Origin of the sequence: Longivirga aurantiaca (genome assembly GCF_042660085.1) — a bacterium.
GTDB lineage: Bacteria > Actinomycetota > Actinomycetes > S36-B12 > CAIYMF01 > Longivirga > Longivirga aurantiaca.
In genome coordinates this window covers 1,067,884-1,080,486 of record NZ_JBHSTI010000008.1, presented here as the reverse complement: position 1 = coordinate 1,080,486, position 12,603 = coordinate 1,067,884, and the positions used below count along the sequence as shown (strand labels likewise).

Annotated in this window: 11 protein-coding genes; 8 read left to right on the top strand and 3 right to left on the bottom strand. The window is 67.6% G+C overall.

Features of this window, described 5'->3' with window-relative positions:
* Nucleotides 1-206: 206 nt before the first annotated feature.
* Nucleotides 207-899: a hypothetical protein gene (locus ACFQGU_RS09065; RefSeq protein ID WP_386765865.1), complete on the bottom strand. Its 693-nt coding sequence runs from the start codon at nucleotides 897-899 to the stop codon at nucleotides 207-209.
* 94 nt (nucleotides 900-993) lie between these two features.
* Between ACFQGU_RS09065 and ACFQGU_RS09060 the strand changes: the two genes are divergently transcribed.
* The 8 genes from ACFQGU_RS09060 to ACFQGU_RS09025 all read left to right on the top strand — a co-directional run bounded on the left by ACFQGU_RS09060 (nucleotide 994) and on the right by ACFQGU_RS09025 (nucleotide 7,061).
* On the top strand, nucleotides 994-1,176 hold the full coding sequence (locus ACFQGU_RS09060; protein ID WP_386765863.1) for a hypothetical protein: 183 nt from the start codon (nucleotides 994-996) through the stop codon (nucleotides 1,174-1,176).
* Nucleotides 1,177-1,574: 398 nt separating this feature from the next.
* The gene (locus tag ACFQGU_RS09055; RefSeq protein ID WP_386765861.1) at nucleotides 1,575-1,907 is read left to right on the top strand and encodes a hypothetical protein; all 333 of its coding nucleotides are present in this window, start codon (nucleotides 1,575-1,577) and stop codon (nucleotides 1,905-1,907) included.
* A gap of 42 nt (nucleotides 1,908-1,949) precedes the next feature.
* Entirely contained in the window at nucleotides 1,950-2,486 is a 537-nt protein-coding gene (locus ACFQGU_RS09050) for a hypothetical protein (protein WP_386765859.1), read from the top strand.
* 111 nt (nucleotides 2,487-2,597) lie between these two features.
* Nucleotides 2,598-3,020 (top strand): hypothetical protein, encoded by a 423-nt coding sequence (locus tag ACFQGU_RS09045; RefSeq protein WP_386765857.1) that lies wholly within the window; start codon nucleotides 2,598-2,600, stop codon nucleotides 3,018-3,020.
* Between the two features lie 154 nt (nucleotides 3,021-3,174).
* Nucleotides 3,175-4,698 carry a Mu transposase C-terminal domain-containing protein gene (locus tag ACFQGU_RS09040; protein WP_386765855.1) on the top strand — a complete coding sequence of 508 codons (1,524 nt, stop codon included), beginning with the start codon at nucleotides 3,175-3,177 and terminating at the stop codon, nucleotides 4,696-4,698.
* The gene (locus ACFQGU_RS09035) at nucleotides 4,695-5,474 is read left to right on the top strand and encodes an AAA family ATPase (protein WP_386765853.1); all 780 of its coding nucleotides are present in this window, start codon (nucleotides 4,695-4,697) and stop codon (nucleotides 5,472-5,474) included. Before ACFQGU_RS09040 ends, ACFQGU_RS09035 begins: the two co-directional genes overlap by 4 nt.
* Before the next feature lie 22 nt (nucleotides 5,475-5,496).
* Nucleotides 5,497-6,642, top strand: a complete 1,146-nt coding sequence (locus ACFQGU_RS09030; RefSeq protein WP_386765851.1) for a hypothetical protein — start codon at nucleotides 5,497-5,499, stop codon at nucleotides 6,640-6,642.
* The gene (locus ACFQGU_RS09025; RefSeq protein WP_386765849.1) at nucleotides 6,639-7,061 is read left to right on the top strand and encodes a helix-turn-helix domain-containing protein; all 423 of its coding nucleotides are present in this window, start codon (nucleotides 6,639-6,641) and stop codon (nucleotides 7,059-7,061) included. The genes ACFQGU_RS09030 and ACFQGU_RS09025 overlap by 4 nt, the downstream gene beginning before the upstream one ends.
* A 9-nt stretch (nucleotides 7,062-7,070) precedes the next feature.
* Here the strand turns inward: ACFQGU_RS09025 and ACFQGU_RS09020 are convergent, their stop codons facing one another.
* Together ACFQGU_RS09020 and ACFQGU_RS09015 are read right to left on the bottom strand one after the other, a co-directional pair.
* Nucleotides 7,071-9,248, bottom strand: a complete 2,178-nt coding sequence (locus ACFQGU_RS09020; RefSeq protein ID WP_386765847.1) for a DEAD/DEAH box helicase — start codon at nucleotides 9,246-9,248, stop codon at nucleotides 7,071-7,073.
* A 5-nt stretch (nucleotides 9,249-9,253) separates the two neighbouring features.
* Nucleotides 9,254-12,595 carry a Swt1 family HEPN domain-containing protein gene (locus tag ACFQGU_RS09015; RefSeq protein WP_386765845.1) on the bottom strand — a complete coding sequence of 1,114 codons (3,342 nt, stop codon included), beginning with the start codon at nucleotides 12,593-12,595 and terminating at the stop codon, nucleotides 9,254-9,256.
* Between the last annotated feature and the right edge of the window lie 8 nt (nucleotides 12,596-12,603).

Below are 12,603 nucleotides of genomic sequence, written 5' to 3'. Positions count from 1 at the left end.
CCACGTGGCGAGCCGCCCGTGGCCACGTCCCCCACCGCGGCAGAGGACGCAGGCCATGGGTCGCAGACGCGGGTAGCCCGGTACCGGGGCGTCGTCTGGCCGGACGGCTGGTGGGGCGGCCTCCCAGTCAGCGATGTCGTGCGTGCACCTCGGGCCGCGTGCGCTACGAGGATAGAGACGGCCCCGAGCCTGATGCGCGTCGAACCTCAGCTTCCGTCACCCGGTCGGCCCGGTGACCGAGCGAGCGCCGCCCAGCGTTCGGCGACGGCGATCGGCATGGCATCCCGCGTCGCGACGACCTGGCCCCGGCCGTAGCCCAGGATGTTGTCGGTGTGATCGGACCAGCAGGTCCCGCACAGGTTGGCCCAGCGGCCGCCGTGCGCCGGAACGGGGGCGTCGTAGGCGGCCGGCTCTCCGCACAGGTCACACGCAAGACGGCGGTCGGTCAGGGTCACAGCTCCGCGGCTCTCGAGGTAGCACCAGATCTGCTCGTCGACCAATCCGGAGGAGACGACGAGCGCCTCCAAGTAGTCGAGGTCGCAGACCGGGAGGTCACCCCCGACCGGCACCGCGGCCGCGGCGTCCAGCACCGGGCTCAGGATCGGAGCCAGCTCGGTGAGCAGCTGGCAAGCGATCGCGCTCAGGTTCACCTCAGGGTCGATGCGGCGGATCAGGTCGAGCTCCTGCTCGACATCGTGGATGTTCACGGCGGCTCCTAGTCTCGGGGGATATGTCCCGAGCACGGTGACCGGCGTGACGGACGCGGCAACCGGCACCAGGTTCCAGCCCGAATCACGTTGTCCAAGGACCCGTTCGTGGCTCACGCCGACCTTGTGGACGGGTGTGGTGTCAGCGGGGCGAGGCAGCATGGCGAACGTGGACACCACCTTGCTGCACACGCTCAGCGGAAGCGTGTACGAGTTCGACGTCGGCCGTCGACGAGCGCGACGCCTAGGGAGCCACGCCGGTCGGCTCCCGACGAAGAACGTCGGCATGGACGGCACCTGGCGGCCGCTGGAGGGGGTCGTGCTGCACCGCAGCGCCGACGGGGTGCGGGTGCAGGTCATCTGGGGACTCGAGGACACGACATTCAGGTCGACGTTGCTCTCGGCCGCGCTGGACCGCGTTGAGCTGACGGCTCTGACGCCCTTGATCATGACCGGCCCGGGACAGTGACGAGTGGCGGCGGCCAATGCAGCCCGCTCCGTGACCCGGTCTCGACGGGGTTAGACAGAGGTCGGGTGGGGCTATCGCTTCCCCACGACAGCCCCACCCGAGACTCTTCACCGCGGTCGAACAGCGGTGCCTATCCAGCCTAGGTGCCCTGCGTCCGGGGCGCGGGGACCGCCACGCCGACAGCGGTCACAGGGGCGGCCGAGGCGACCGCTTCGGCGATGCCCGGAGGTATCCGACTCGGGAAGGAGGGGCCGTTGTCCGCCACTGTGCGAGCCACCTGGACGACTCCTCGCCGACTCCACGAAATCGCCGGTGCCGTGCTGCCATTCAGCAGTGACGGATGCACACCACGACCGGTGCCGGCTGCCCCAGCGGGTGGCCGCAGCACGACGGTGGGCATGCCCAAGAAGACTCACCACCGCACGCTTCGACCGCGCGACTACTTTCGAGACCCTCACGAGTTCGGGGTCCTGGACTCGGCAGTCGTGCACCTCCCCGCGCTGGGGGACCTGGCGTCCCAGCGAGCCGCCGTCGTCCAGCACCGGATCGCCCTGCTGCTGCTCGTTCGCGCCACGCCCGGTGCAGGACCAGGTGCTGCACTGGGCCGGACGTTCGGTTTCTCGCGGCAGCACTGGAGCGACTGCCTGTCAGGCCGTTCGTGGATGCGGGAGAACACGCTGCTGGCCGCCCACGCCCTCATGCTCGGCCTCGTGGACGAGCTCGAGCCCTGACCGCAGTTGTCGCGTGCCAGTCGGATCTGGTGGCTCCCGGTGATGGCCCGGAAGTGGAAGACGCCACAACCCGCCCAGGTCGGCCAGCTGGCCCATCGAGTCATCGCCGACCTGCTCAGCACCACCGACGACCCTTGCATCGACCCCACAGGGACCTGGCGCCGAGTGATCGCGGCAGTCGATCACCGAATGAAGCTCGACGGGTACCGGGATCGTGCGGCCCGCCAGACCATCACCGCCGCCGCATTGATCTACCTCGAGCAGGCGCCGGCGCCTCCCTGGACGTTTGTGGGCGCTGAGGTGACCCGACCGGGAGTGCGCTTCGACGTGCTCTGGGTGCATGCGGGCACTGGGGAGCTGATGGTCGACGAGATCAAGACCGGGCAGTCCGGTGTGGTTCTGCCCTCCACACGCGCTCAGGCTGAGCGGTATCTGCGTGCGCTGCGCGAGGACGGGCATGCCTCGGCACGGGTCCGCGCGCTCTCGACCCGCGCGCCGAGCACGTCCTGGACGCTCACGAGCAACCGGAGCATCGGGCAGCTGCCGGCGGAGCCCGAGAGAGCTCCTCCCCCGAGCTGACACCCTCGCAGCGGGCGGAGCCGGCTGCAGCCCGGGTGCAGGGGCTGACTGTCGGGGTGCGTGAGCAGAGCACCCGCACCCCACCGAACGAGGTCCGAGGTCTGCCGCGAGGTGATCGCCGATCTCGCTAGCCACACCAGTACGCCCGACGTCACCGTCGTCATGGCGGCGACCCGGCGGCGCATCGGATCCCGCCAGAGCATCCCGGCCCAGGTGGCCACGCAGGCCGTGGCCGGAGCAGTCGCTGGCTACTTCCGGCTGTACGCACCAGCCGCGCCCTGGCGCTTCGTCGGCCGTGACCTGTGCCTGAACCCCGAGGCCACCGACCTGATCTGGGCCGACGGCACCGGAGCGGTCATCGCCGACACGGTGCTGGCCGACACCCGGCCCACCGATGCGCAGGTGGCCGCAGCCGCGGCGAATCTCCGGGCGCGCGCCGTAGCCGTCCACGGACCGGACGTGGTTCGGATGCGAGTTCTGGTCCCCCGCGCACCTGAGCTGTCCTGCGTCATCGCACACAGCAAGTCCGCCTGACGCAGCCGGCCCCAACGGAACATCAACGCCCGCACACCGCTCGGCGACGGGCTGAAGCCACCGGCCGCGATCCGCCGACGATCAGTCACGTCAGCTGCGAGCAGTCGCTCCCCCACGCTGCCCGCCGCAACCCGCATAGCGAAGGACCAGACCCATGAGCAACAAGCCCGCCCTGCACCGAGATGGTCGAGACAGGGTCATCGCCGAACTATTCGCCCTCGAGGCCGCCGGCGTCGACCTGGACGGCACCCTGTTCAGCGTCGCTGCCGAAGCCAGCGGCTACTCAGTCCGGCACCTCAGAAGGCTCGTCGCGGCCCTCAGGGCGGCCCGCCACGACCGCGAACTGCAGACCGAAGCCAAGGACGGGTGGCTGCTGGACGGTGAGGTCGTCAACGAGGTCGCCCGGTGCTCAGGGAACCTCGCCAAGGCGTACCGCAACCTCAAGGCAACCAAGAACCTGCCCAGCCTGGCCACATTTCAGCGCAAGGTGAACTCGCTGCTGGGCCAGCACGCCATGACTGTCATCCGGCACGGTGACGGCAAGGCGCGCTCGCGACGCGTCTACCTCAAGCGGGACCCCGGCGAGCGCGGCCACACCTACGAGACCGACCACACCGAGTGCCCCATCTACGTGATCCCCACCGGGCACAAGCGGGCAACACGGCCCTACATCACCGTGGTCGTCGATCATGCGACCCGCTACGTGCTCAGCCTGGTGATCACCTTCGGCACCCCGTCGGCGGAGGAGGTCCGCGTCGCGTTCATCTCCGCCATCCTGGAGCGCACCGCAGCCGACGGCCACACCCGCGTCGGTGGGCTCCCGTTCCGGATCGTGTGGGACCAGGGCAAGGACTTCCTCTCCACCCTGGTCACCGAGTCCTGCCTGCGACTGGGTACCACACCCTCACCGCTCCCCCCGTACAGCCCCAACCTCAAAGGCAGGTGCGAGCGGTTCTGGCGGACCTTCAAGGGGAACTGCCTGGCCTCCCTGCCGGGCTACATCGACTCCGGCACCGACGTCCGCGGCACCCTGCACCGCGCCCAGTACGCCCTGTCCGAGGTCGCGTTCGTCGAGCGAGTCACGGCCTGGCTGGACTGGTACAACACCGAGCACGTCGTGCGCACCCTGGGCATGACCCCGCTGCAGGCGTGGCAGGCCGACCCCCGGGACCTGGTCACCGTCCCCGCCGACCAGCTCTGGTGCGACTTCCTGCTCTCCGACTCCAAAGCCACCGTCTCCGTGCAAGGCGTGCGCTGGAAGAGCCTGGACTACGTCACCCTGCACGGCGAGCTCGACCGCCTCATCGGCAAGCAGGTCGAGGTCCGCTACCTGCCCCACATGCGCGACTTCATCGAGGTCTTCCACGACGGCAAGCACGTCGGAACCGCCTACCCATCAGACCACCTCCAGCCCGAGGACCAGGAGGCCTTCCTCAAGCAGCGCCGCGCCGACCAGGCACGTGCTCTGAAGAACGTCTCGTCCGTCAAGCGCATCCACAAGCAGGACCCCGACACCAGCAAGCTGCACAAGCGCAAGCTTCCCGGCGGCAAGTTCGCCTACGAGGTCGACGTCCCCGACGACGACCTTCGCACCGGGCAGAGCGACGCCCTCGACAGCTACCGGCCCCGCCGCGACGACAACGGCTTCGACGAGCACGGACAGGGCTTGCTGGTATGAACGCCCTCGACCGGTACCTCCCCGTCGGTCTTCGAGGCGTGGCGACGGTCGTACCGCATCCGGCCACAACCGAGATCCGAGCACGCCTCGGGTTCACCGCTCGCCACGGCGGCACCATGGTCGTCGCCGGGCCACGGGGCGCCGGCAAGCGCATCGCCCTGGCGGCCGCGCTGAGCGACCAGCAGCACCCATACAGCTTCGTCGCGATGCCGCCCGCCCCGTCGGAGAACAAGCTCATGGCCGTCCTCATCGACGCGGTTCTCGGGGACCGCGACGAGTACGAACTCCGCGACATGCAGGATGACCTCGTGGACGCCCTCGGGCACGAGTCGAGCATCCTCGTCATCGATCAGGCTCAGGAACTGACCACCAAGGCCGCAAGCCAGCTGCAGTACCTGCACGCACGACCCGGAGCCAACTGGTCCCTGGTCCTGCTCGGTTCCGACGACCTAGACCGGGCCAGCACCACCAGCGCCCGACTTCGCGGCGACATCATCGCCACCGTCGACGTACAGGCCCTCAAGGGTGATGACCTGATCCGCGCACTGCGTGGAATGCACGCCAGCTTCGGCATCAGCGATCCGAAGCTGCTCAAGCTCATCGATCAGGACTACTGCTTCGGGCTCCTCCGCCGCTGGGGGATCTTCCTCCAGCACACCCTCGAACTCACCCACGCCCTCGACCCCGACGCCACTCCTCCTGAGATCGACCTGTCGCTGGCCAGGGCCGCCACCGCGCTGATGCCCCCATACCCCAGGCCCAAGCCGAAGAAGTGACGTGGCTACCCACCATGTCGACGTGACCGGCGTCGCCACCGCGCTGCCCCTCGGGCTCCCCAGCCCGGGGGCAGCGTTGTGGTTCGACATCCGACCCAACCTCAAACGGTCCGCCGTCATCGCTGGCGACATGCTGTCCGCGCTGGGCAAGCGCCGGGACGTCGCGGGGAAGGGCCGCAACGAGAACCAGGACGTCGCCCTCGCGCTGGCCTGGCTCGACGCCTACGACATCTCTGCCCTCGTGGCACTGGATGCACAGAACCTCACCAGGCTCACCCTCGGGCATCTCGTCGCCCTCGCCAAGGCCGCGTCCCTACCGCTCTGGCTCCTCCACCGGCCACCCCGTTCGGACAACTTCGAGCGGATCCTCGCGCGAGCGAAGGCGCACCCCATGCGCTACTCCGACGTCCCGCAACCCAGCATGCGCCAACCTGCCACGGGCGTACGCCTGGGCTTCGGGCTCGATGACGCATCGCGTATCCCGTTCGACCGATTCCGTACAACCCTCGAGGCGAGCACAGACTCAGAGACCTATCGAGCGGTCGAAGCGCACTTCGGCCATACCTGGGCGCACTGCGACGACACGCTAGACCGAGACGGCGCCACCATCGACGTCCTCGCCAACCTCGTCGAATGGGTCACCGGAACCGCGCCACACGACGACGCACTCGTGATCGGTATCCGCGCGCTCCAGCTTGCCGCCTGGCACCACGACATCTACTTGAAGACCGACACGCCGGTACTGCTGTGCAGCAGCGAACGCCAGCTGGTCGACCCGATCACGATCGACGAGGACCTCGTCGGCTACCGGCAACCTCACCGCGCCATCGTCGTAGCCCTGGCCGCCCAGCAGGTAGGGATCCTCCAGATGCTCGCCCTCACCCTTGACGATGTGGCTCCCGACGGCCTTCGGCTGGGCGCCCATCGCACGGTGCCCCTTCTCGACAACACCGCGCGCGCCGCCAAGGCCCAGACCGACCTGCGCCGACGATCGGGGGCCGAGGGCAAGGACAAGTTGCTCCCACTCAGCGACCGAGCCGTGTCCACAGCCCTCAACCAAGCGTCCCTCGACTTCGGGATCTGCGTCCACGGCCGCAGGGCTGATCGGCACGTCCATCCCCGCCGCTGGCTTTCACGCCTCGGCATCACGGCCACGGCGCTCCCATGATCAACGCGGAACTGGTGGCCCGGCTGCGCACCGAGCGGGGACTCTCACAGCGCCGGCTCGCGTACTTCACAGGCGTCAACTTCCAGGTCATCCGGCGCATCGAAGCTGGCGGGGATGACGGAAACCTGACGCTGCGACACCTCGCCCACATGTGCGAAGCGTTGGGAGTTCACCCCCGGGACCTGCTTGCTGAGGTGACGATCGCGGGCACTGCGGACGAGCCGGAAGCCTCGGAGCTCACCACGGCTCAGGCTCGGCTTCTGCGGCGGATACAACTCGGAGAGGACGTGCGCCGTTCACTGTCCGGCCCTGATCGTGAACTGGTTCTTCCGGCGCTGGTCCGGCGAGGCCTAGTCACCGTCGCGGGCGGACGACCCATCAGGCTGACCAAAGCCGCCAACGCAGACTTGACGCCCTAGTGCGGCGGGTCACTGCAAAGCCTGCTGCTCCATGAGCTCGCGAGCAAGGCGCTCCTGCTCTGCCGCGACGATGGTCTTCGCGAGCTCGGTCTCGGAGATGTCGACCGCGTCGGGGGTGGCGGATGCCAGATCGCTCTTGGCCGCGTACTCGTCGAACAACGCCTGCTTCGCTCCGAGGATCTCCAGCATTCGCTGGTCGACGCTGTTCTCGACAAGGAGACGGTGCACCTGGACCTTCCTGACCTGACCCATGCGGTGCGCGCGCGCGATGGCTTGCGCCTCCGCCGAGGGCTTCACTTGCGGCTCGCACAGAATCACGATGTTCGCTGCCTGGACGTTGAGCCCGACTCCACCGGCCTGGATCTGCGCGACAAGGACCGCATCCGATGAGGCCGCGGTGAAACCATCGACAACCGCCTGGCGCTTCGCCGCCGGCACGCTCCCCGTCAATGGTCCGTGCGCTCGCGACCCGAGTGACTCGGCCACCTTGTCCAGCACGTCGCGGAAGAAGGAGAAGACGAGGACCTTGTGCCCGTTCGCGGCCGCTTCGTCGCACAGCTCGAGCAGCCGTGCCATCTTGGTCGCCGCGGTGACCGGCACCGCGTCGAAGGCAGCTCGGCGCATCGCCATGAAGTTGCCACCCATGACGGCATCCCGGTAGGAAGCAGCTTCCGACGGCCCGAAGGACTCCCATTCCTCCACCGACATCAGGTCGGGGAGCTCCATGAGCACGTCGTCCTGATTGCGGCGCAAGTAGACCGGCGCGACCGCCCGGCGGAAGGCGTCAGCTCCCGCCAGCCCGTGCGACGGATTCACCCTGTTCGCGACTTGAGGTTGCAGGTAGCGGACGAGGTTCTGGAACTCCTCGACCCGGTTCTCCATCGGAGTACCGGTCAGGAACAGCGTTCGCTCTGCGCCCGCGATCCAGGAGGCGACCAGCTGGGAGCGCTGCGCCGTCGGGTTCTTCACGAAGTGGGCCTCATCGACGACCAGCAGGGGAACTTCACGCAGCGACAGCCGCCGCAGGCCCTCGAACGTGGTGACCGCCACGCCACCTCGCTGCGTCCACAGGCCCTGCTGACGCGCCGTGTCCGGGCCATGCAACTGGTAGGCCTGAAGATCGGATCGGGTACGGATCTCGCGGATCCAGTTCACCAGGACGCTGGCAGGGCACACGACGAGGAAGTGCGCCTTGCCGGACGAAGCAAGATGCGTCATGACGGCCAGCGCCTGGATCGTCTTGCCGAGACCCATCTCGTCGCCGATGATCACCTTCCTCTGGACCAGCGCGAAGCGCGCGCCGAACGACTGGTAGCCGCGCAGACTCACCTTGAGCATCGACGTATCGAGCAGCTGCTCCTCCACCTTCGCGACGATCTCCGCTGGCAAGAAGCCCTGTGCCGAGCCGACGTCGAGCCGGAGATCGACCACCTCACCCAAGGCGCCGTAGAACTCCGGCGATCGCGTCTCGAAGGCTCTCCAAGCGTCGGCAGCCGAAGGTGTCGGAGCCTGGATCGCGGCAATGGCTCCTGTCCACGCGGCTGCGTTAGCAGGGCTGTCGCTCCACCGCATCCACTGCTCGATGCGCTCCACCGCGGCGCGGGCGCCGTCCTTCTTCGCACGGCTGGTGAACAAGCTGCGCAGTGCGCCGTAGCCAGCCGGCTTCGCCTCGACGGCGAGACGTTCGAGTTCGTTGCTCATCCGCCCGGCCGGCTCCCTAACCGGGGCCACCGCCCGCGTCACCGAGTCGTAGCGCCACGTCGAACGCAACAGATCGGTCGTGACTGGGTCGCTCGCGTCCAGGTCGATGCGCAGCCGGAACCCGTCCTCCACCGTGCGAGCCACCGTGTGGACGGCCGCTACAACCTGACTAGCAGTAGCCTCGCCGACGCCAGGAAGTTGCATGAGGGTGTAGGCGGACACATTCTGCAGCTGAGCGACCGTCTTGTAGCGCGACTCGATCGGCCCCAGACGCAGCCGACCCTCCGTGACATCCCTGAGTCTCGCCACAGGTATCGAGCCGAGCTCACGAGCCACCATGCGTGCGACGACAGCCCGATAGCCGTCCGCGACTTCGCGAGAGGACCCCGCACTGGTGGACGTGATCGACTCCGCCTGAGCGGCAAGCATCTGTGCGCGCGCCAGGAGCGACCTGAGCTCCTCGCGCGTTACCGCGTTCTCGGGCAACGCGCCTACTGGTCCTCGAACGACGATTGATCGAAGCGCAGGGTCCGAGCGTTCTCCAGAACCGTCCTCACCTTGTCGTCCGGGAACCCGTCAGCACGCCTGGCATGAATCTCCACCTGGATCTCCAGCTCCACACCGTCAACCGCAGTGAGCTGCTGCAAGACCTCCTGGCTGAGTCTCGTGAAGTCACGCCCGTACCGCTCCGGATCAACCGAGAACACACCGAAGAAGCGGGTGTTCGACGCCACGGGAGGAACGGGGGGTGTCGGTACGACAGGGTTCGGGTCGTCGGGATCGTTCGGATCCACCGGAGCCGGCTGAGGCGGCACGATCTCCTCGAGCTGCCGCGCCGCCACCTCTGGGGAGACGAGCAAGGTGGAGTCGGTGATCTGCCCGAAGTAGGAGTCGCCGCCCGGCAGGACCAACCCGATGTAGCGACCACTCGCTTCGTCGTACGAGTCCGCGAGCGCAAACCCCTCGGTCTCCCACGTCATCCAGGTCAGTGTCGACCGAACGCCTTCGTCGAGAACCGTGCGATCGCGAAGGCGTGTGAGGTAGGGATACCGGCAGTAGTACGACCACAGGTCGCCGACAGAGAGGTGCCCGCGATCCCACACCGTCTTGAGCTTCTGATCGAGGTCGAGACGGATCGTTCGGGCCGCGACTGAGCCGGCGAGCAGCGCCAACCGGTTCAGCTTCTCCGTCACCCGCTCGGCGAGACGCTCGTTCGCGCCGTCCGCCTTCTCGACCGCGATAGTGGCCGGCCGCGTGGGATCGGACTGCTCGGGTACCAAGGCCCAGTGATAGGCCTGGGCAATCCGAGCAGTCACGGCCTCATCTGACCGCTTGCTGTTTGCCTCGACCTGCTTGACCTGCTGAGGCGAGAGGTTGAGCTCCTCCTGCCTGTCGGCCACCCAGGACCACGCGAGGTAGTCGCGAGCAGCCTCCTGCAGTTCGTCAAGGCGCTTGGAGTCCGGTGCCAAGAACACCAGCATGTTGCGGTTCGTGCGCTGGCTCGTCCCCCGGTGCTCGAAAGCGTCGGTGGCGAACAGCATCGCCGGCGAGTCGCCAGAGCCCCGAGAGTGGGGCTGCGAAGGATGCAGCACGACCAGGCGGACGTCTTCGCTGTCTGGGATCTCTGCGGTCGAGTCCGGGGCCACGTGAACGCCCGCGAAGCCGCCGCGGTACCTCGCCTCGCTCGCCCGGAGGCGATCCACGATCTCCTTCCACACCTCTTCGGGTCGATCGCGCAGACCGTCCGCGTAGTCAGCGGCAGTGCGCGTCACCGACGCCTGGGTGTCGTACCAGAACCTGGCACCTTCGACATAGAGGTACGTCGCCCGCTGCGAGAGCAAGTCGATCGCTGAACCGAAGTTGCCGACGGTGTCGCCAGGGACCGCCGTGCCCAGCCAGATCCGCTGCCGCTCCACACCTCGGTGAGCCGAGCGAAGCGTAGGTGCTGAACCAATGAAGATCGCACGCGCCAGACGCCTGGTCAGCGCCCGCTGGCCGAACGTCGGACGTTCGGCATCGATCTTCGCCGGAGTCGATCCTGCCCCGTCGATGTCCGTGTCGATGATCGGCTTCCACGAGTCCGGCAGGTACTGCGTGATCTCGCTCGTCACCGTCGGCACGTCGAGCGGCACAGTTCCCGGAAGAACCATCGGCGACGCGTCCTGAGCTACCCACAGAGCGTGTACAACCGAGCTCATCAGCCGCAGAACTCCGCGGGTGCGCTGGAACCGCTCCAGGGTCGACCAGTCCTCGTACAGCCGGTCGAACAGCTCCGGGTGAAGAGGGTAGGCAGCCTTGATCCGCTGCTCATACGCCGGGTCAACGACCTCGCGCGGGAACTCCCCCGGGTGCCGGGCGTAGAACTGGGTGAACTGCCGGGCCACAGCGCTGATGTCGGACTGCGCCTGGGCATCCGGTTCCTGGAACAGGCGCCGGCGGACGATCTCGAACGACTCCTGCGAGCTGGCCGGCCGCCATTGATCAGCGACGCGACGAACCACGTTCTGCAGACGCTGCAGGGCTTCCTGGCCGTTCGGACCGCCGACCTCGATGGCTGAACCACTCGATCCGCTATCGCGGTCGGGGTCGTGAGATGCGGGGATCGAGATAACCAGCATGGCGCCGGGCACCGTCTTGACTACCTCGGTCAGCGACTGCGCGAAGGTGAACTGGGTGTCGAACGTGCCAGCCGGTAGGTCTTCCCGGCCCCACAACTGCCGGGCGTAGGCCACCCATTCGTCAATGAGGATCAGGCACGGCGAGTACGACGCGATCAGCTGCCGGAGCGCGTCACCTGGATTGGTGCTCGTTGCGTCGGCCTCGGCGACGAGTGCGAAGGCTTCGGCACCACCCAGCTGCCAGGCCAGCTCGCCCCAGAGCGTGCGCACCTCCGTGCCATCCGCCTTGATGGTCGGTGCTCCGGGAGACATGTGAGTGCCGACTAGCGCGACCCGGCGCACCGACGGCGGCAAGGCACGGTCTGCAACGAGATCCTGTACCTCCTGGGTCAGCGACCCGACCTGTGCTCCGGAGAGGAGGTGCCACAACGCAAGCATTGAGTGGGTCTTACCGCCACCGAAGTTGGTCTGCAGGTTGATGATGGGGCTGGCATTGGCATCACCACTCATGCGTCTGACTGCGCGGTCCAGCAGCTCGCGCAGGCCCTCGGTCAAGAAGGTTCGGCGGAAGAACTGGTGCGGGTCGGCATACTCTTCGCCGACGGTCTGGTCACCCGTTGCGAAAGCCACCATGTGCAGGTCGGCGGCGAACTCTGAGGCAGAGAAGTTGCCCGTCGCAACGTCAGCGTGAGGTGCCAGCACCTCCCGCCACGGCTTGAGCCCCTGCCCTGCCACCGACACGGTCGCCTCTTGCGACCGCACCAGCCGCTTCGTCTCCGCCTCGAACGTGGAGCGTTGGTGGTCAGCGCGGATCCGACGAACTTCATCCGCCTGCGACACCGCTCCGACCGCCGTCAGCAGACGCTCCATCGTGTCCAGAGCACGATAGGTGTCATCACCGGAGAAGGGCTTGTTGTGGGCCCAGTCGTTTCGCGTCGCCCGCAGCTCGGATGCGAAAGTCTGATCCGCCCTCGAGAGCTCGTCCTTGAAGACCCGCCACTCCTCCGTGAGTACGCGCAACAGCACCTGCGGGTCGCTCTTCTCGTAAACCTTGCGAGACCCATGCTTGGCAGCGTCACGAGCCTCCAGCAACTTCGCCCAGTCTTCGCCCACAGTCCCAGCGGCACGCGACATGCGGGGGTCGACGAAAGGCTCAAGCCCTTCGGCTAGGAGCTCAAAGCCGCGACCAACTCGATCGCGGTTACTCAATGCCATGGTCTGTC

Excerpts from the sequence above, each read along its gene's own strand:
- ACFQGU_RS09060 (WP_386765863.1), top strand. The coding sequence starts at position 994 with ATGGACGGCACCTGGCGGCCGCTGGAGGGGGTCGTGCTGCACCGCAGC.
- ACFQGU_RS09055 (WP_386765861.1), top strand. The coding sequence starts at position 1,575 with ATGCCCAAGAAGACTCACCACCGCACGCTTCGACCGCGCGACTACTTT.
- ACFQGU_RS09050 (WP_386765859.1), top strand. The coding sequence starts at position 1,950 with ATGGCCCGGAAGTGGAAGACGCCACAACCCGCCCAGGTCGGCCAGCTG.
- ACFQGU_RS09040 (WP_386765855.1), top strand. The coding sequence starts at position 3,175 with ATGAGCAACAAGCCCGCCCTGCACCGAGATGGTCGAGACAGGGTCATC.
- ACFQGU_RS09035 (WP_386765853.1), top strand. The coding sequence starts at position 4,695 with ATGAACGCCCTCGACCGGTACCTCCCCGTCGGTCTTCGAGGCGTGGCG.
- ACFQGU_RS09025 (WP_386765849.1), top strand. The coding sequence starts at position 6,639 with ATGATCAACGCGGAACTGGTGGCCCGGCTGCGCACCGAGCGGGGACTC.
- ACFQGU_RS09015 (WP_386765845.1), bottom strand. The coding sequence starts at position 12,595 with ATGGCATTGAGTAACCGCGATCGAGTTGGTCGCGGCTTTGAGCTCCTA.